This window comes from Bradyrhizobium acaciae (assembly GCF_020889785.1).
GTDB lineage: Bacteria > Pseudomonadota > Alphaproteobacteria > Rhizobiales > Xanthobacteraceae > Bradyrhizobium > Bradyrhizobium acaciae.
Genome location: NZ_JACMYK010000001.1, coordinates 135663 through 153104, shown reverse-complemented (window position 1 = coordinate 153104; position 17442 = coordinate 135663). Strand labels below are relative to the sequence as shown.

At 61.7% G+C, this 17442-nt stretch carries 16 protein-coding genes; 9 read left to right on the top strand and 7 right to left on the bottom strand.

What is annotated here, in order from left to right; translation table 11 throughout:
• The first annotated feature begins 55 nt into the window (after positions 1 to 55).
• Genes H8A92_RS00705 through H8A92_RS00685 form a run of 5 tightly spaced genes read left to right on the top strand, consistent with a single transcriptional unit; the run spans position 56 to position 5684 of the window.
• Complete coding sequence (locus tag H8A92_RS00705; protein WP_229193923.1) at positions 56 to 835, top strand: molecular chaperone TorD family protein; 780 nt, start codon at positions 56 to 58, stop codon at positions 833 to 835.
• 28 nt (positions 836 to 863) lie between these two features.
• Positions 864 to 1073 (top strand): twin-arginine translocation signal domain-containing protein, encoded by a 210-nt coding sequence (locus H8A92_RS00700; RefSeq protein WP_229193921.1) that lies wholly within the window; start codon positions 864 to 866, stop codon positions 1071 to 1073.
• Between the two features lie 11 nt (positions 1074 to 1084).
• Positions 1085 to 4033 (top strand): formate dehydrogenase subunit alpha, encoded by a 2949-nt coding sequence (locus tag H8A92_RS00695; RefSeq protein WP_229193920.1) that lies wholly within the window; start codon positions 1085 to 1087, stop codon positions 4031 to 4033.
• Positions 4034 to 4045: 12 nt separating this feature from the next.
• A complete protein-coding gene (fdh3B, locus tag H8A92_RS00690; protein WP_229193918.1) occupies positions 4046 to 4642 on the top strand; it encodes a formate dehydrogenase FDH3 subunit beta in 597 nt (198 codons plus the stop codon).
• Positions 4643 to 4682: 40 nt separating this feature from the next.
• Positions 4683 to 5684, top strand: coding sequence for a formate dehydrogenase subunit gamma (locus tag H8A92_RS00685; protein WP_229193916.1), 1002 nt, complete (start codon positions 4683 to 4685; stop codon positions 5682 to 5684).
• 35 nt (positions 5685 to 5719) lie between these two features.
• Here H8A92_RS00685 and H8A92_RS40725 read toward each other — a convergent pair whose 3' ends face one another.
• Positions 5720 to 5842: a hypothetical protein gene (locus tag H8A92_RS40725; protein WP_274613181.1), complete on the bottom strand. Its 123-nt coding sequence runs from the start codon at positions 5840 to 5842 to the stop codon at positions 5720 to 5722.
• Between the two features lie 149 nt (positions 5843 to 5991).
• Between H8A92_RS40725 and H8A92_RS00680 the strand changes: the two genes are divergently transcribed.
• Positions 5992 to 6132: a hypothetical protein gene (locus H8A92_RS00680; RefSeq protein WP_229193915.1), complete on the top strand. Its 141-nt coding sequence runs from the start codon at positions 5992 to 5994 to the stop codon at positions 6130 to 6132.
• Between the two features lie 914 nt (positions 6133 to 7046).
• Here the strand turns inward: H8A92_RS00680 and H8A92_RS00675 are convergent.
• Together H8A92_RS00675 and H8A92_RS00670 are read right to left on the bottom strand one after the other, a co-directional pair.
• Positions 7047 to 7853 (bottom strand): isocitrate lyase/PEP mutase family protein, encoded by an 807-nt coding sequence (locus H8A92_RS00675; RefSeq protein WP_229193914.1) that lies wholly within the window; start codon positions 7851 to 7853, stop codon positions 7047 to 7049.
• Positions 7854 to 7883: 30 nt separating this feature from the next.
• A complete protein-coding gene (locus tag H8A92_RS00670) occupies positions 7884 to 9083 on the bottom strand; it encodes an MFS transporter (RefSeq protein ID WP_229193913.1) in 1200 nt (399 codons plus the stop codon).
• A 207-nt stretch (positions 9084 to 9290) separates the two neighbouring features.
• Between H8A92_RS00670 and H8A92_RS00665 the strand changes: the two genes are divergently transcribed.
• The gene (locus H8A92_RS00665) at positions 9291 to 9872 is read left to right on the top strand and encodes a TetR/AcrR family transcriptional regulator (RefSeq protein WP_229193912.1); all 582 of its coding nucleotides are present in this window, start codon (positions 9291 to 9293) and stop codon (positions 9870 to 9872) included.
• Between the two features lie 313 nt (positions 9873 to 10185).
• Here the strand turns inward: H8A92_RS00665 and H8A92_RS00660 are convergent, their stop codons facing one another.
• The 4 genes from H8A92_RS00660 to H8A92_RS00645 all read right to left on the bottom strand — a co-directional run bounded on the left by H8A92_RS00660 (position 10186) and on the right by H8A92_RS00645 (position 13202).
• A complete protein-coding gene (locus tag H8A92_RS00660; RefSeq protein WP_229193911.1) occupies positions 10186 to 10686 on the bottom strand; it encodes a DUF4437 domain-containing protein in 501 nt (166 codons plus the stop codon).
• Between the two features lie 125 nt (positions 10687 to 10811).
• A complete protein-coding gene (locus tag H8A92_RS00655) occupies positions 10812 to 11522 on the bottom strand; it encodes an SDR family NAD(P)-dependent oxidoreductase (RefSeq protein ID WP_229193910.1) in 711 nt (236 codons plus the stop codon).
• Between the two features lie 68 nt (positions 11523 to 11590).
• The gene (locus H8A92_RS00650) at positions 11591 to 12460 is read right to left on the bottom strand and encodes an SDR family oxidoreductase (RefSeq protein WP_229193909.1); all 870 of its coding nucleotides are present in this window, start codon (positions 12458 to 12460) and stop codon (positions 11591 to 11593) included.
• Between the two features lie 46 nt (positions 12461 to 12506).
• A complete protein-coding gene (locus H8A92_RS00645) occupies positions 12507 to 13202 on the bottom strand; it encodes a cysteine hydrolase family protein (protein WP_229193908.1) in 696 nt (231 codons plus the stop codon).
• A gap of 403 nt (positions 13203 to 13605) precedes the next feature.
• Between H8A92_RS00645 and H8A92_RS00640 the strand changes: the two genes are divergently transcribed.
• Both H8A92_RS00640 and H8A92_RS00635 read left to right on the top strand, forming a co-directional pair.
• Positions 13606 to 14127: a TetR/AcrR family transcriptional regulator gene (locus tag H8A92_RS00640; RefSeq protein ID WP_229193907.1), complete on the top strand. Its 522-nt coding sequence runs from the start codon at positions 13606 to 13608 to the stop codon at positions 14125 to 14127.
• A gap of 525 nt (positions 14128 to 14652) precedes the next feature.
• The gene (locus tag H8A92_RS00635) at positions 14653 to 17403 is read left to right on the top strand and encodes an ATP-binding protein (RefSeq protein ID WP_229193906.1); all 2751 of its coding nucleotides are present in this window, start codon (positions 14653 to 14655) and stop codon (positions 17401 to 17403) included.
• Positions 17404 to 17442 lie beyond the last annotated feature (39 nt).

The window sequence follows — 17442 nt, the reverse complement described above, 5'->3', positions numbered from 1 at the left end:
CGCGCCGTAGTCTTTCGTCTGCAAACGCAATTGGCCCCTGGAGCGGGAGGTCGGCGTGCGCGATGCGGGACTTGAGCGTGCAATTGATGCGGCGGGCGGCGTCGCCGAGCTCGCCCGTAAGATCGGTATTGCCCAGCCTTCGGTGTCGAACTGGAACAGGGTGCCTGCGCAACGCGTGATCGCGGTCGAGACCGTAACGGGCGTCCCGCGCAAGTTGCTTCGCCCCGATCTCTACAACGGGCCTGTCGTGGGAGGCGACGCTGTTGATCCGATCGATGCGGCGCGTGCCCAGGAATACGCGTTGCTTGCAAACCTGCTTTGGTCCGCGCCGTCGGCCGCATTGCTTGAGCAGATCGCGCAGTTGAAGGGCGATGCGACGCCGCTGGGGCGCGCCCACGCAGCTCTTGCCGACGCTGCATCGGCTGCCGTGGCATCCGAGGTCGAGCGCGAATATTTCGATCTGTTCGTCGGTCTCGGCCGCGGCGAGTTGCTGCCTTACGCGTCCTATTATCTGACCGGCTTTCTTAACGAACGTCCTTTGTCGCGCCTGCGCGACGATCTGGCTCTGCTCGGGATCGAGCGGGTGGCGAACAATTTTGAGCCGGAGGATCACGCGGGGACGTTGTGCGAGATCATGGCGGAGCTTGCGGTGGCGGGCCCTTCGGCATCGCCGGATGCACAACGCGCCTTCTTCGAAAAGCACGTTTCTCTCTGGATGGGACGTTTGTTCGCCGACATGGAGAAGGCGGAAAGCGCTGGATTCTACCGATCGGTAGGGATGCTCGGACGGGTTTTTCTGGAAATAGAAGCCGAGGCTTTCACGTTCGCCAACTGACCGGCGCCGCCGGTCCGGGAGTAACGCGATGAGAGACGAGAGGAAAACGACAGCCGGCCGCCGCGACTTTCTTCGTAAGGCCGGAATCGGCGCCATCGGCGCCGGAGCGACACTGGCGACGCCCTTGATCGCGCCCGCAAAAGCCGACAGCGAGACCGACGATGAGAAGCGCAAGGCACGCTACAAGGAAACCGACCACGTGAAGGCCTACTACCGCGTCAATCGTTATCCCGGGTGAGGGAGGCGGCCGTGCTGATCAAGAGAACACAACAACGTTCCGAAATCGCCTCAAGCGGATCCATCGCGGCAGGCTTGTCCGGGCAAAGGAATGGTCTCGACCGCCGCGCCTTCCTGCGCCGCTCGGGTCTTGCGGGCGGTGCGCTCGCCGCGTTGAGCACCCTGCCGCCTGGCAGCGTGCGGACGGCTAAAGCGGCAATGGCAGGTCCCCTCTCATCCGGGGCGACGGTTCGCAAGAGCATTTGCACGCATTGCTCGGTGGGATGCACCGTGACCGCGGAGGTGTTGAACGGGGTCTGGATCGGTCAGGAGCCGAGTTGGGATTCTCCGATTAATCGCGGATCGCATTGTGCGAAGGGCGCTTCCGTGCGCGAGCTCGTGCACAGCGAACGCCGGCTCCGTTATCCGATGAAGCTGGTGGATGGACAGTGGACGCGCGTCTCTTGGGAGACGGCGATCAACGAGATCGGCGACAAGCTGCTCGAGATTCGCGAGAAATCCGGCCCGGATTCGGTTTATTGGCTCGGCTCGGCCAAAATGACGAATGAGGGCGCCTATCTGTTCCGCAAACTCGGAGCATTCTGGGGCACCAACAACACCGACCATCAGGCGCGCATTTGCCATTCGACGACCGTCACCGGCGTGGCCAATACCTGGGGCTACGGTGCGATGACCAACAGCTACAACGATATCCGCAATGCCAAGACCCAAATGATCATGGGCGGAAATCCGGCTGAGGCGCATCCGGTCTCGTTGCAGCATTTGCTCGAGGGCAAGGAACTCCAAAAGGCCAACTTCATTGTGATCGATCCCCGTCTGACGCGAACCGCGGCGCACGCGACTGAATATGTCCGCATGCGGCCGGGCACCGACATCCCGGTGCTCTACGGCATCATGTGGCACATCCTCCAGAACGGCTGGGAGGACAAGGAATTCATCAGGCAGCGTGTCTACGGTTTCGACGATCTTCGCAAGGAGGTCGAAAAATGGAATCCGGAGGAGGTTGAGCGCGTCAGCGGTATTCCCGGCGAACAGCTCAAGCGTGTCGCCAAGATGTTTGCGACCGAAAAGCCGTCGACGCTGATCTGGGCCATGGGCCAAACCCAGAAGACAGTCGGCACGGCGAACGTGCGGGCGAGTTGCATCCTGCTCCTCATGACCGGCAACGTCGGCGGACCGGGTATGGGCGCCAACATCTTCCGCGGCCATGACAACGTGCAGGGAGCGACTGACGTCGGGCTCGATATCGTCACGCTGCCGTTCTACTATGGACTGGCCGAGGGCGCCTGGAAGCACTGGTCACGGGTTTGGGAGGTTGACTACGACTTCCTGAAGTCCCGCTTCGATAGCAAGCAGATCATGGAAACCCCCGGCATTCCGCTCACCCGCTGGTTCGATGCGGTGACGCTGCCGAAGGATCAGGTCGCACAGAAGGACAATGTGCGGGCGATATTCGTGCAGGGACACGCCTCCAACAGCATCACCCGTATCCCTGAATCCCTCAACGGCCTCAAGGCGCTTGAACTGCTTGTCATCGCCGACCCGCATCCGACCACTTGGGCATCGCTTTCCGTGGAGGCGGGACGCAAGGATGGCGTCTACGTTTTTCCGGTTGCCACGCAATTCGAGTGCAAGGGTTCGCGTGTCGCCTCCAACCGCTCAATGCAGTGGGGTGAGCAGATCGTCAAACCGGTGTTCGAATCGAAGGATGATCTCGAGATCATCTATCTGATGGCGAAGAAGTGCGGCTTCGCCGACAAGATGTTCAAGAACATCAAGGTCGAGAACAATCTGCCGGAGGCCGAGGATGTCCTGCGAGAAATGAATCGCGGCAGCTGGTCCACCGGCTATTGCGGACAGTCGCCCGAGCGCCTCAAGGCGCACATGAAGAACCAGGCCAAGTTCGACTTCCTGACCATGCGGGCGCCCAAGGACGATCCGGAAGTCGGCGGCGACTATTACGGCCTGCCGTGGCCGTGCTGGGGCTCGCCCGAGGTGCGCCATCCCGGCACTCCGCTGCTCTACAATACCAACCTGAGCGTGATGGATGGCGGCGGCACGTTCCGTCCGCGCTTCGGCATCGAGCGCGAGGAGAAGCTGCCTGATGGCACCACGCGCAAGGTGAGCCTGCTTGCGGATGGCTCCTACTCCAAGGACTCGGAAATCAAGGACGGTTATCCAGAATTCACGCTGGCGAGCCTGAAGAAGCTTGGCTGGGACAAGGACCTCAGCGAGGCGGAGATGGCCACCATCATCAGGATCAACTCCGCCAATCCGGATGCGGTCTCATGGTCGCTCGATCTGTCCGGCGGCATCCAGCGTGTAGCGCTCAAACACGGCTGTGTGCCCTATGGCAACGGTAAGGCGCGCATGAACGCGTTCGGCCTGCCCGATCCCATTCCGGTTCATCGCGAACCGATCTACACGCCGCGCGTCGATCTGGTCGCGAAATATCCGACGCTGCCCGATGCCAAGCAATTCCGCCTGCCGAACATCGGTTTCTCCGTGCAGAAGGCCGCGGTGGAGAAGGGGATCGCGAAGCAATTCCCGCTCATCCTGTCGTCGGGGCGTCTCGTCGAATACGAGGGGGGTGGCGAAGAAACACGCACCAACCCGTGGCTTGCCGAATTGCAGCAAGACATGTTCATCGAGATCAGCCCGGCTGATGCCGCCGATCGCGGCATCAAGGATGGCGGCTGGGTCTGGGTGACTGGCGCCGAAAACAATTCGCGCGCGAGGATGAAGGCGCTGGTGACCGAACGCGTCGGCAAGGGGGTCGCCTGGATGCCCTTCCACTTCGGCGGATGGTTCGCAGGCAAGGATCTGCGCGGCAATTATCCGAAGGGCACCGATCCGATCGTGCTCGGCGAAAGCGCGAACACCATCACGACCTACGGATACGATCCGGCGACCGGCATGCAGGAGCCGAAAGTCACCCTCTGCCAGATCGCGGCGGCATAAGGAGCAACGACCATGGCACGTATGAAATTCCTCTGCGACGCCGACCGTTGCATCGAATGCAATGCTTGCGTCACCGCCTGCAAGAACGAGCACGAGGTGCCCTGGGGCATCAACCGGCGCCGCGTCGTCACCATCAATGACGGCAAACCGGGCGAGCGTTCCGTCTCGATGGCCTGCATGCACTGCACCGACGCCCCATGCGCGGCGGTTTGCCCGGTGAATTGCATCTACACGACGGCCGACGGTGTCGTGCTTCATTCCAAGGACCTTTGCATCGGCTGCGGCTATTGCTTCTACGCCTGTCCGTTCGGAGCGCCGCAGTATCCGAAGGTCGGCAACTTCGGTTCGCGCGGCAAGATGGACAAGTGCACCTTCTGCGCCGGAGGTCCGGAAGCCGACGGCAGCAAGGCGGAATACGAGAAATACGGCGCAAACCGTCTCGCCGAGGGCAAGTTACCGCTCTGCGCGGAGATGTGCTCGACCAAGTCGTTACTTGCCGGCGACGGCGAAATCATTGCCCAGATCTACAAGGAGCGTGTGACGAAGCGCGGTTACGGCTCGGGTGCCTGGGGCTGGAAGACCGCGTATCGCGAGACGATCGAGTCTTGAAAAACCGCATCGCCAGCGATCACCCAATCGGGAGGAATTGATGGTGTGCCTTGCGCGATTTGCCCGTCTCGTGATTGGAACGGGCGTGCTGCTGCTGCTGCTCGTCTCCGCGGCTTCACCGTCCATCGCCCAGCAGGTCAACCCGACGGCGAGTTCAGTCAAGGAGCAGCAGCTTCTCCAGGAACTGAACCGGATCCAGGGACGCGTCAGCATTCCCGACCAGCGTTCCGGCGTGCTCGAGCAGCCGGCAGGCCGTGAATGGCGTGAGTTCCGGAACGTGACGCTACACTGGATAGGCGGCATCGCCATTCTTGGCATGCTTGCGGCGTTGATCATTTTCTATCTGATCCGGGGCACGGTGCGGCTTCAGAGCGGTCGTTCGGGCCGGACCCTCGTGCGCTTTAGCTCAGTCGAGCGCTTCGTGCACTGGATGACGGCGACCTGCTTCATCATTCTCGCGCTTTCGGGATTGAACGTCACCTTCGGCCGTACGCTGCTTCTGCCCTTGGTGGGTCCCGAAGCGTTTTCCGAATGGTCGCAATGGGCGAAGTATGCGCACAATTACCTGAGCTTCCCGTTCACGATCGGCGTCGTTCTGATCTTCCTGATGTGGCTCGCTGGCAATATCCCGAATAAGGTGGATGTCGCTTGGCTCAAGCGCGGCGGCGGCATCGTGGGTCACGACCATCCGCCGGCCTATCGTTTCAACGCCGGCCAGAAGGCAATCTATTGGATCGTTGTCATCGGCGGAGGCCTGGTGGCAGCCACAGGATATGAGCTGATGTTCCCGTTCTATTTATCCGGTATCGAAGGGATGCAGCTCGCGCAGGTCGTGCACGCCACCGTGGCGATGCTGTTCGTGGCGGTGATGCTGGCCCACATCTATATCGGCACGATAGGCATGGAAGGGGCGTTCGAGGCGATGGGTAGCGGCACCGTCGACGTCAACTGGGCGAAGGAGCACCATAGTCTCTGGCTCGAAGAGGAGAATGCGCGTACCGGTGCAAACGATGTGCGAACACAGCCCACTGCCGCGGAATAGGTGGCGCACGCAGCCCTAGACGTTGGCGCATCCCACTAGAGGCGCACGCCCGTCGTTGCAAAGGCTTGTTGCACGGGCTCCTGCACGCGGTCCAGAACTGCGGCCCCAATTGCTGCCAGAACAATGGCGGCCGCGCAGGCGAGCAAGAAGGACTTCATCGCTGTCTCCCAAACATGCCGGGATGTCGTGAGCTTACATAAAACAGCTCATCGCGCATAGCGCTGTCATGTGCCATCGTTAGCTGCGGTTCGAGCGGGCTGCAGAAGAATGTGCGTGGACGCCGTTCTCGTCGCACGGGCATCTCCAGATGACGGTGAACCTTTCCGCGCTGGATGTCGTTAAGGCGAGAGTCGTCGGCCAGATCGACGCGCTGGCTGAAGCACTGGTCGATGTGTGGGGGCGGCGGCTCGGGTTGCCATTGCGACGGCATGCGCTCGCGGCGGAGTGACTTGCGCTCGGAATTGGCGGTATCGCGTGACTATAGGACCATAGTGCCGGAGTCCTTGTGCACTGCGCAGTTGCTTGCGCGCAATTGGGGCAGAAGAAGTCCAATCTGATAGGGGGGTCGAAATCCGAGTCAGTCCAAATCGACACTGCTGCTCTGATCGCCGTTCCTCCCTAGTCTCGACGGGGCATAGTGACGATGCCTCGCAGATATGTCGTGCTTCGTGGGTGGATTGGAGGAGGAAACGCTATGCCCTGGATCGCTCATTGCCGTGTCGACGGTCGGCGATCACGCGCGTCCGGCGACTATACTATTTCCGCGGAAATAGTATAACGGAGGCGAACGAGATGAGGATGTGGTAACCGATTGAAATCGCAGGATTATCAATTTTCCGTGGCCCCGATGATGGACTGGATGGATACCTTAAGGTTTCCAATTGGTTATAAGGCGGTGTATGCACGACGTGTGCACCGGGAGATCAAAAAAAATCTCACCACAGCCAACGTGAGCAGGCTTGTGGCGCTATGTGCAAGATCTGAATTTCCGAGGGCAGGAGGCGGGCGAGTGCTTACGTGCAGTCTCAGCTGTTCGACGCGGAATGATCGAAATCGTGGGTTAGACTACCACTCTCTCAGTCATTTCTACGGCACTGCTCTCCCCAGTATTCGATTGTTCAAATCTATCGCAACGCCATCGAAGAATTTCGCGATTTTGCGCTAATTCCTCACGCAGTGGTTGTGTTTTCGCCGTGCTTCGGAGGAGGGGTCTTCCGCCACATACCGCTCCTCTCAGTAGCCCGTTGTCCGAAGCGACAGCAAAACAACGAGGAGCGCGACAAAGCGGTTGCGGCTACATCCGCGATTACCCGTAGTCATCGCGCAAAAAGTAAGATTGACCGTGGGGTCGGATGCCGGACGTTATTGGCGCGCGGCAGCGGGACTGTCCGCCGCCATCGATGTTGCTGATTTGCTCGCCGGTTCACAAAATAACTTTCCTGCCTTCTGCCGAAGGGTGCTCATGGCTTCGGCGTAAGGAAGCGCGCCGTAGCTCACACGCGCGACGCCAAGTTTCGCGAGCTCATCGTTCGCCGGCACGCCATCCATCACCATGACGTTGACTGGAATCGGCGTCTCAGAGGCGAGCCGGCGAATATGATCGGGCACCCTGACGCCCGGTACGAAGAAACCCGACGCTCCGGCGTTCGCGTAGGCTTTCCCACGCTTCAAGGCCTCTTCGAGATCGTCTCCGTTTCCGAGATAAACGTCGGTACGCGCGTTGATGAAGAGCGGAATGCCCTTACGATCTGCCGCAACGCGGATAGCCGAGATGCGGCTCGCCTGGCGGTCGACGCCGTAAAGCCCCTTTCCTTTGACCACGCGGTCCTCGAAGTTGATCCCGACGATTCCGAGATCAAGAATTCTCTCTATGTTCGAGGCCAACGCGCCGTCGTCGTCGCTGTAGCCGCCCTCGAAGTCCATCGTGACCGGCTTCTCGACGGTCGCGGCGATCCGGGAGACGATCTGCTCCGCCACGGCGATGGGAAGGTCCTCGCCGTCCTTGAAGCCCTGGGCGGCCGCGACCGCCCAACTGCTGGTCGCTATCGCCTTAGCGCCGGCGTCCGCGATGGCCTTCGCGCTGCCAGCATCCCAGGCGTTGTACAAAATGATCGGTCGTCCCTTGACGTGAAGCTCGGCGAACACTTTCGCTTTCTCGATCTGGCTCATGGTTCGTATCCTGTCTGCAGTGGTCGCGGGTTATCGGGTGGCAAGGGCCGGCGCTTCGGCGCGCTCGGCTTTCTTGTCGGAAGACGCTCCCGCCGCGATCAGGCGATGGACGACCTCGGCAACGATCAACGCGCCGACGTAGAGAACCATGCTGATCCATCCGATGCTCTGCGCACCGATCAACGTCAGGCTGGCGCCGCCGATGACGCCGGCGGAAGCAACGCCGACGTAGGTGGCCGACGTATTGAGGCCGAGAACGATCGGGACAGCCGTCGGCATGATGGACACAAGCCGGTGCTGCTGCGCCGCGAGTTGGCCCCAGCTCGTCGCGCCGTGGATTACGACGGCGACGATAGCCGTGGCGAGAGCGGCGCTGGTCCAAGATAGCGTCGCCGTGACGCCGATCAGCGCAATCGACATGACGACCAGGACTTTTCGCGTGCCGATCGTGTCGACCAGCCGGCCTCCGACGAGGTTCATCACGGTGCCCGATACACCCCAGAGAACCAGCAGCAAGCCGAGGATGAGGGTATCACCGTGCGTGACGCGCCCGAAGATGACCGCAAAATAGGTGTAGAGGGAGAAATTGCCGGCCTGGAAGAAGAACGTTGTCAGGAGCGTCAGTCCGATGCGGCGATCCGCGAACGGCGCCAAGCGCTGCTTCAGCGAGATCGATGGCGGCATCGGGATGTCCTTCAGCGACACCGTGATGCCGAGAGCCGCGACAACGCTGATCGCCGACACGAACACCATCGTCCAGCGCCAGTCGGCAAGTCCGCCGATGAGCGTGCCGATCGGCGAGCCGAGCGCGGTCGAGAAGGTGAGCCCGGCGATGACGATGGAGAGCGCGAAGCCCCGCTTTTCCGGCGGCATCAGGCTGGCGCCGGACCCGGTGGCGGTCGGCGCGTAGATGGCGGCTCCCAGCCCCGCGAGGGCGCGGGCGCCGAGTGCGAAAGCGAAGTTAGGCGCCCAGGCGGTCGCGAGGTTGGCAAGGATGAAGATACCGAGCCCGGAAAGCATTAGCTTCTTGCGCTCGACATGAGCGAAGACGGCTGCCGCGGTCGGCGATAGCAGCGCGTAGGCGATGGCGTAGATGGTGGTAAGCTGTCCGGCGGCGCCCACGCTCACCTGGAAGGACTGCGAGATCTCGGGCAGCACGCCCGCGACGACGAAACTGTCGGTCCCGAGGGCGAACATGCCCAGCGCTAGAATTACAAGGCGGCGGTCCATGGCGAAACTCCTGCGGGTTCGAGCGCCGAGATGCGGCGGGATCCAGATCGAGAAGGCCATCAGGCCGTCCGACTAATCTATCTGTTGATAGATAGATTGCATGTAAATCGCCTGTTGCGACCATGTCAATATCTATCTACCGATAGACGCACGAATCTTGATGGCTTCGTTCCGCCCTGGCGCAGCCGCGAGTTCTCGGAACAGAGCTTGCAATCCGGCCTCCATTGGACTATCTATCGAAAGGTAGACGCAGGAGCGAACCACATGAGCGATATGAAGACGGCGATCTTGGACGCGGCCGAAAGGCGGATTCAGGCCGGCGGATTCGGCGGTTTCAGCTTTCGGGAGATCGCCGAGGACGTCGGCATCAAGAGCTCGAGCGTCCACTACCACTTTCCCACAAAGGAAGACCTCGCTGCCGAGGTCGTCCGCCGTTGGACCGACCGGACATCCGGAAATATCGACCGGGAATTCGCGAAGGACCCCAACGCGAAACGCGTCTGGGCCAAGGCGCTGCGCGGAACGGCGTTCTCCAAAGCCCACATGTGTCCGTGCACGATCCTCGGCGCGTCCTCGCAGGACCTGCCGAAAGCCGTGGCTGCCGAGGTGAAGCGGTTCTTCAAGATGTGCCAGGACAAGATGGTCGCTCAAGGCATGTCCGCGGACGACGCCAGCGAATTCCTGTCCACTATCATCGGCGCGCTGGTCGTCGCGAACGCGCTGCGCGATAGCGCTGAGTACGATCGGGCGACCACGACGTTTCGGGTCGCGGAAAAGTCTGCGGCCTGACGCCCATCGGTCCGATGATCGTCTTGCGGTCGTCGGGTCTCGACGGCGACAACGCATACGAAGCCTCCAGCGTGATGGTTCGAGGTCGCGGATGCCGGCCATAGCCGGCGCTCGCGTGGTCGTTCGGCGGCGATCGATTGCCGCGCCTTCTGAAATCACGATCCGGTCGGCCCCATGATGTTCGACAAGAAGGTCGCTCCGTATTGGTGGAGGATGGACCTCACGCGATCGTCGGGCGCGCCGTAGCCACGTTGCCTCCCGTATCGGGATCAACAGACCTGGCGATAAGAACACCGCCAAGCCTCGGCGCCGCTTACTTGCTCAAGATCTGTGCATCGAACGCAACGTCCTGGACGAGAACGACGGTGCAATTCTCCGAGAAGCACTCGGTGATATGCGGTTCACCGCCCTTCTGAAACCAATAGGAACCGGCACTCAGATGCTTGATCTCACTATCGGGGCGGTAGTTCGCCATGACGCCGGAAATCACCACCGCATAGTAATCGCCGGTGTGCGTGTGCAGCGCGCTCTTGAAGCCCTTCGGAAACTTCGTGATCGTGGCGTGAGCTCCCGAGGTGACCTTTCCGTAGGCGTCCGAAACCAGGATGTCCCTGTTCGAATGATCGTCGGGACGGCGGGGTCCGTAGGCGGCAAATCCGGAATCCGCGAAGGTCATATCTTCGAATGGGATTTCGAGCGAGTTTGTCGCCTGCGGCAGTTTCGCGGTCTGCTCAGAAGCCAAGGCAGGTGCGCCGAAGAGCGAGGTGGCAGTGGCGGCGACAACCAGCGCGTTTCTGATGAACGTGTTTGTCATGACGATATCTCCTTTGGGTAGGGGCTGCCAAATTGCAGTCGGCTCCGGTGGCAGAGAGGCGGAAGCTGACGAGAGAAGGTTCGAAGATCGGTTTGCGCAACGAGAAGCGGTGCGTCCGCCGAGGATCAATGGCCTGCTGTCCGACCTCCGTCGACGTAGTGGATCTCGCCGGTCACGTAGTCCGCGTCCTCGAGATAGTTGATGGCCCGTACGACATCCTCGATCTTGCCGTTGCGGTTGAGGGGCGAGAAAGACTTCAGGTCCTCGGGGTTCGATCCGTCGTGAAGCGGCGTGATGACGATACCGAGCGAGATGGTGTTGACGCGGATGTTGCTGGAAGCGAGCTCCATCGCGAGTCCTCGGGTGGCGGCGACGCCGGCACCTTTTGTCAGCGAGGCGAGGACGGCCGGCACTGTCTGGAGCGCGTGCTCAACGAGGCTCGTCGAGATCTGGACGATGTGACCTCGGCCCTGTCTCTTCATCGCAGGCACCGCCGCCTGAGTCGCGAAGAACATGCTGTCGAGATTGGTCGACATCACGCGTCGGTAGAGATCCTCGGAGAGGCCCTCGATCGGGCCGGGGCGCCAGATGCCGGCGTTGTTGATCAGCGTGTCGACGCGGCCGAAGCGTTCGAGCGCGGTCCGGACGACTTTCCTGGCGATCTCCGGCTCGCCGACGTCGCCGGCGACGGTGACGTAGTCGGGGTCGCTCGAAGGCGCGATCGAACGGGAATTTCCGACCGCTTGCCAACCTCGTTCCCGATAGGCCTTCACGAAGGCCTCGCCGAGTCCCTGTGACGCGCCGGTCACCACGACGACTTTGCGTTCAGTTGCCATATGTCACTCGCCTTGTTGAAGCGTAGCCCGCCGCGAGCGGAGCTTGCTCGGATCCACCTCGAACGTCGTCAAGCGACCTTCAGCTTCTTGAGATGATCCAGGCCGATGCCGGCGATCACCTGCTCCTGGATCGGTTGGATTGCGGAGTTGGCCGCATCGGCGCCGAACGTCAGACCGACGACCACGCGTTCGGGACGCTTGCCGCGGGGCGTCCCGACCAGCTGGGCGATCGCTTCTGCCGTGTCGTGCGGGTTCGGAGCGTCGGGGCCGGCGAACACGCCGCCGAGGAATTCAACGAACTTGCCGGGAAGAGCGGCTACCTCGCCGTACTTGTCCGCACGACCGGGGTCGGAGGGCTTCTGAACCGCCGCCCACAAGTTCGTCGGGAAGGGACCGGGCTGCACCAGCACGACTTCGATGCCGAGTTGCGAAAGTTCGTATCGGTAGCCCTCGGTCAGGGCTTCCACGGCGTGCTTGGAGGCGCCGTAGAGACCGTAGAAGGGCAGCGTCAGCCGGCCCAGGATCGAACCGACGTTGACGATCATGCCGGATCTGTTCGCCTGCATCTGCGGAACGACGGCCCGGATCATGCGCTGGACGCCGAACACGTTCACCTCGAACATCTCGCGCACCTGCTCCGGAGTGAAGGTCTCCGCGAGACCTCCAGAGGCGATGCCCGCGTTGTTTACGAGCACATCCAGCTTGCCGCCGGTCTTGCCTAACAGCGTCTTCAACGCCGCATCGACGCTCGCGCTGTTCGTGACGTCGAGCTCAAGAGTCTCGATGCCCTTCGCCTGCAGTTCTTTCGCCACTTCGCGATTGCGCCCGTCCATATCCCGCATGGTCGCGAATACGCGATGACCGCGGGCGGCGAGCGTGTTTGCAAGGTCTTTGCCGAAACCGTTCGACGTTCCGGTGATGAGTATCGTGTCAGACATGGTCGTTCTTTCTCTTTCAGCTTTTGGATTTCGTACGCTTTCGGGATCAGGCCGCGGCCTTCATGCGCTGTAGGGCTTCGTCGGTCGTCCAGACCGCATTCGCCATGAAGCGGTAGTTCACCATCGCCGCCGCATAGCCGTCGCCTTCCTCGTTCACACCGGCGGCCACCGCATCGCGGACCATCGCGACCTCGAAGCCTGCTTCGATCACGTCGCGCATGTGCGACTCGAGACAGATGTTCGCGACGGGGCCCGCCATGATCACTTGTTCGACACGGCGCATGCGAAGCTGCTTGATCAGGTCGTTCGATTCGCACCCGAAGACCTTGTGAGGCGATGTGTTGCAGGTGTGCCCGTCCAGCAGGTACTTCTTGAACGGTTCGTAGTAGTCCGCCCTCGATCCCTCGAAGCCCTCGAGATTGACCGGATCCTTGCGGCCGCAAAAGCCGATGCCGCCGAGATAGTGACCGATCGCTCCGGGCGGCACCGTCCACTGCCGGTCCGTCGGGTAGTACCAGTGCGGCGAGTGCACGATGAAGTAGCCGAGCTCCTGCGCCGTTTTGAGGAGTTTCTCCAGGTTGCCGACGACGTCGCGCTTCTTCAGTGCGTCCTCGATCAGCGCGTAGTAGGTCCCCGACTCCTTCTCTTCGAGGAATTCGTTCTGGATGTCGGCGAGAACGAGAGCGACGCGCCTCTTCTCGCCGAGCTTCATTTCCGGGTTGCGATGGGTGAACTCGAGCATCTTCATCTCCGATGTAGGGAAACCCATCTATCTATCATTAGGTAGGTGGTGCGAATCGCGCTGTCAACGTCTATCTATCGATAGAATGATAAAACTTGTCTCCCTCGGGCGGGCTTACGCGTCGGCGCGGAGGCGAGGTTTAATTGCGTCGCCTAAGGAGCCTTTCCATTGTCTTCATTCGCCGCATCATGGGAGCCGATTGAAACCGGAAAAGTCTCCTAGGTTCTTGTCTCCCGGCGCCCGATTTGAACGGGCAGGGCTTTCCATGAACCCTGCAATGACGGCGCCACCGCGCATGTTCAGATCGTCGCAACGTTGGGTCCCTATCGCCTAATAGACAAAAGGCTTGTGACCGGACCAACGATGATGTAACTATCTATCGAAAGATAGACTGGAGCGTGCCATGAGCAGCGTCGCAGAGTCCATCATGGACGCAGCCGAGCGTCGGATGCGCGGCGGCGGCTTCAACGGCTTTAGCTTCCGGGAGGTCGCGGACGACGTCGGCATCAAGAGTTCGAGCGTGCACTATCATTTCCCAACGAAGGAGAAGCTCGCCGCAGCGGTCGTGCACAGATATGCCGACCGACTTGGCGAGCGGGTGGACAGAGATCTGGCGGGCGGGATCGATCCCTACGACGTGCTGACGAACGCCTTCCGGGGCACCGTTCTCTCGGCCAATAGGATGTGTCCGGTAACGGTTCTTGGAGCCGGATCGCTGGGTCTGCCGGAAGAGGTCGCAGCGGAGGTAAGGCGCTTCTTCAGGATGTGCCTGGGCAAGCTTGTCGGCGCAGGACTCCTGCAGGACGAGGCGACCGAACTCCTTGCGATCATCACCGGCGGGATGGTCGTGTCGGCGGCTTTGGACGATTCAGCGACGTACGATCGAGCCACCGTGAAGTTGTGGCGGTCGCAGCGGGCCATCTGAAGCCTGACGCTCCTCGCCACCATTCCTGCTGCGGGGCTACCGAGCGCGCGGATCGCGATCGCATCGTGCGCGATCCGTGTCGTCGGCGGGAGCGGGCCGCCGCACGCGGATCGGCAGGAGTTCGATAAGCCACATCGCCCCGCAGCGAAGGGCGCTCTGCGCCCGTTCCTGCCGACGACCGGTATCTTCATCCGCGAAGACTCCCTTGAAGCCCACTAGGCGCGGCCGGGCAGCACAAATTTACCTCCATGTCGTCGTAGGTTCGAGATCTTGGCTGCACACGTCGCGATAGCGATGCTCCGGACGTGCCGGACCGCGGTCTTGGCGACGGTCCGCTAGAAATTCATCCAACTCATTGTTTTCGCTGCCACATCCTTCATTGCCGTCTCCATTTTGCAAAAACCGGCGAGAGGTCGAAAGGCTCGGAATTCGTCGCTAGATCAGGTATCTTTAGATCGTCGCGGCAGAGCCGGCAGCTCTTACCCGTCAGGCGCGAATTTGGCCGATTAGGTTGGATGACACGCGATGGGTAGGGAGCAGGAACAACACCGGGATACCGAATGGATCGGTTTCGGCCCGTTCGTATTGCATCTCAAGCAGCGCGTGCTCACCCGAAACGGAAAGCCGCTGCCGCTCAACACGCGCGCGGTCGAACTCCTACAGGCCCTGCTTGAGCGGCCCGGCTCCATCTGTACCAAGGACGAATTGCTGGAGCGCATCTGGCGCGATCGCACAGTCGCCGAAGTGAACCTGCGCGTGACGGTGGCCGCCTTGCGCAAGTGCCTGGCGGAAGGCGGAACGAACGAAGCGTATGTCCTGAGCACGGCCGGACATGGCTACGCCTTCTCGCGCGACGTCCATCTCGAATACTGGCCACCTCGCCACGGCGCGTCTGCTCCCGTTCCGGCCGGATCGCCGCCCGCACTTCACGGCCAACTACCGCTTCTGCTGAAGCCCGTCATCGGGCGGGAAGGGGCCGCTGCGAAGATCGTGGACCTCCTGGGCCGAAGCCGCTTGGTTAGCATCGTCGGCGCTGCGGGGATCGGAAAGACCACCGTCGCGATCGTCGTCTCCTCCGACGTCTCCGAAATCGCGGAACAGGTCTGCTTCGTCGACTTCGCCCCGATCCGCGACTCGAACCTCGTCCTGACCCGCATCGCATCGGGTCTCACCTTGGACCAGACCGGAGGAGATCCCCTCCGGACCATTCTTGAAAAGACCGCGGCAAAAAAGGTGCTTATCGTTCTGGACAATTGCGAGCACATGCTGGGATCGATCGCCGAGGCGGCGACCGCCATTCTGCAGAACGTGCCCGGGGCAAGGATCCTCGCGACCACCCGAGAACCGTTGTACGTGGAAGGCGAAGTGGTCCATCGGCTCGAAGGTCTGCCTTATCCGGAAGTGAGTTTCGTCGGAAGCGCAGAGGGGGCCTTGCGCTACGCCGCCGTGGAGCTTCTCGTCGAGAGGATACGATCGTCCGATCCGGACTTCGTGTTGACGGACGAACTTGCGGCGCCGGCGGCCGAAATCTGCCGTCGCCTCGACGGCATCGCGCTGGCAGTGCAGCTTGCCGCCGGCAGGGTCGGCACCTTCGGTCTGGCGGAGGTGGCCTCGCGGCTCGACGATCGTTTCGCGTTTCTCAGCCGCGGCTTGCGGACGGCGCTTCCGAGGCATCAGACGCTCGAAGGTGCGATCAGCTGGAGTTTCGAACTGCTGGACGCGAACGAACGAATCGTCTGCGCGCGCCTCTCGACCTTCAGCGGAGAGTTCGACCTCGATTCGGCGATCGACGTGGCGGGATGGACGCCCCTCTCTCCTCGGGAGGTATCGATCATCCTCGCCGATCTCGTCGAGAAGTCGCTCGTCGTCTTCGTATCCGACCCGACCCGACCGCATTACGTATTCCTGGAAACCATCCGCGCGTTCGCGCGAGAGCGACTTCCCCTGATCGATCCGGACAATGTGCTCGTCAGGAAATTGGGGGAGCGCCTCATCGCGGACTGCGACCGGTTCGGCAATCTGATCCGTTCGGGCCACGTGGTCGAAGCGACGGCGTTCGCGAGGCGTCGCTTGGACGATCTGCGGTATGCGATCGGCAAGGCGTTCGAGATGGGAGACACTGCGTTCCAGTCGTCGTTGCTGGTGAAGTTCGCTCCGTTGATGCTCCACTTGGGATACATGTTCGAGTTCACCGACTGGAGCCGGCGGACCCTCGATTCCTTGACCGGCGCGGCGGAGCGCCTCCCTCTTCTCATGCCGTACGCCCGCGCCTTGGGCCTATCGCGCCCCGATCTCGCAGTACAGATCGCGCTGTATCGCGAGGCGGTCGAGATCGCCGAGACTCTCGGTGACACTGATAGCGAGTTGAAGGCGCGATGGGGCCTTTCCTATCTGTCGGGCCCCGGGTATAGCCCAGAGAAGTGTCTGGAGGCGGGCCGTGCCTTCCAGGATCGAGCGCGGACTTTGGGCGACGTGTCAGCGGGCTTCGTCGCCCAGACGCTGCAAGGCTGGGCGCTTCACGATCTCGGCGAGTTCGGTGCTTCCATGGAAGCGCATCGACGCGTGGTCGATGCCTATCCGGCCGAGATGAGCGCGGCCGACGCCAACCGCTTCGGACTCAATCACCGGGCCGTCTCGATGTGCGATCTCAGCGAATGCTGCTGGCAGGTCGGGCGTTTGGACGAAGCCGAAGAATGGAATCGCAAAGCGATCGCGGAGACCGGAGATCATCTGCCGACGCTCTTCATTCCGCTGTCCCAGCTGTTCTGCAGAACGCTCTACGTCAGCTCTGACTGGGCTGACATCATGCGCCAGTTCGAGGTGCTGAGCGGACGCTTCAACGTCGGTGCGCGATGGAAGGGTTGGATCCGGAATCTGGAGGCCGTCATCGAGATCCACCGCCACCGCACCGAATCCTCGCTCGCGGGAATCGAGAGCGATCTGCTCGCCGGCGATTGGCAGACCCTGACCAATCGGAACAACTGGATCCTGGTGCCGGTCCTCCAAAGCTGCCTCATTCTCGGAAAGGCCGACCTGGTCGCGAATCTCGCCGGCAAGCTCGCCGCCGAACTCGAAGCTATGCAGTGCCGTTGGTTCCTGCCGGAGGCCCTGCGGCTCAAAGCCGTCGCGCTCGCGCAACGGGATGACCCTGCCGCCGCGGCCTGCTTCGACGAAGCGCGCGCTTGGGCAGCGAAGCTCGGAGCATCCAGCTTCGCCCGGTACATCGAGGCCTCCTACGAGCAGCATCGGAGCGGGCCCGTGCCGAAGGTTTCGTAGCGGGCCGCGCGCAGGCCTGCCTGTCGCCCAACGATCGAA

Coding starts and splice junctions, on each gene's coding strand:
- H8A92_RS00660 (WP_229193911.1), bottom strand. CDS start 10,686: ATGACAAACACGTTCATCAGAAACGCGCTGGTTGTCGCCGCCACTGCC.
- H8A92_RS00635 (WP_229193906.1), top strand. CDS start 14,653: ATGGGTAGGGAGCAGGAACAACACCGGGATACCGAATGGATCGGTTTC.
- H8A92_RS00700 (WP_229193921.1), top strand. CDS start 864: ATGAGAGACGAGAGGAAAACGACAGCCGGCCGCCGCGACTTTCTTCGT.
- H8A92_RS00645 (WP_229193908.1), bottom strand. CDS start 13,202: ATGCTCGAGTTCACCCATCGCAACCCGGAAATGAAGCTCGGCGAGAAG.
- H8A92_RS00640 (WP_229193907.1), top strand. CDS start 13,606: ATGAGCAGCGTCGCAGAGTCCATCATGGACGCAGCCGAGCGTCGGATG.
- H8A92_RS00680 (WP_229193915.1), top strand. CDS start 5,992: ATGACGGTGAACCTTTCCGCGCTGGATGTCGTTAAGGCGAGAGTCGTC.
- H8A92_RS00685 (WP_229193916.1), top strand. CDS start 4,683: ATGGTGTGCCTTGCGCGATTTGCCCGTCTCGTGATTGGAACGGGCGTG.
- fdh3B (WP_229193918.1), top strand. CDS start 4,046: ATGGCACGTATGAAATTCCTCTGCGACGCCGACCGTTGCATCGAATGC.
- H8A92_RS00650 (WP_229193909.1), bottom strand. CDS start 12,460: ATGTCTGACACGATACTCATCACCGGAACGTCGAACGGTTTCGGCAAA.
- H8A92_RS40725 (WP_274613181.1), bottom strand. CDS start 5,842: ATGAAGTCCTTCTTGCTCGCCTGCGCGGCCGCCATTGTTCTGGCAGCA.
- H8A92_RS00655 (WP_229193910.1), bottom strand. CDS start 11,522: ATGGCAACTGAACGCAAAGTCGTCGTGGTGACCGGCGCGTCACAGGGA.
- H8A92_RS00670 (WP_229193913.1), bottom strand. CDS start 9,083: ATGGACCGCCGCCTTGTAATTCTAGCGCTGGGCATGTTCGCCCTCGGG.
- H8A92_RS00675 (WP_229193914.1), bottom strand. CDS start 7,853: ATGAGCCAGATCGAGAAAGCGAAAGTGTTCGCCGAGCTTCACGTCAAG.